This window comes from Stenotrophomonas sp. YIM B06876, assembly GCF_030711595.1.
Lineage (GTDB): Bacteria > Pseudomonadota > Gammaproteobacteria > Xanthomonadales > Xanthomonadaceae > Stenotrophomonas.
The window spans coordinates 1-347 of the sequence record NZ_JAUJUJ010000653.1; the positions used below are offsets into that span (position 1 = coordinate 1).

Here is a 347-nt window from a genome sequence, read left to right on the forward strand (position 1 = left end):
CTCCGCTGTCGGTACTACATGCGTAGCCGTGTCTATTAAGTTAACCCTCAGCGACCCGACGGGCAGGGTGCTTTGGGCGAGTTGTGTAAGTTTTAGCCGCTTCGTCCACAACGTACTGCACGGCGATTCTGTTCTATATGACAATCACTTTGGGTTTACAGACATCCCCTGGTGATTGCTGGACCCGAAGGTACCAGAAGCTCAGGGCTAAGGCTGCTTACGCAGCGAGAGCGAATTCCTGGCCGTAGTTTTCGTCATTGGCAACTATAAGTAGTTGCAACAGTGGATTTACGAGTTCTGTTACCAACTCGGCATGCACCTAAAGTTTCGCAACCGGCGTCGAATCC

The 347-nt window shown here is 51.6% G+C and carries 1 other RNA gene; it reads right to left on the reverse strand.

The features are described 5' to 3' along the window. Positions 1-347: a transfer-messenger RNA gene (ssrA, locus tag QZH66_RS18885) on the reverse strand; the annotation flags it as partial.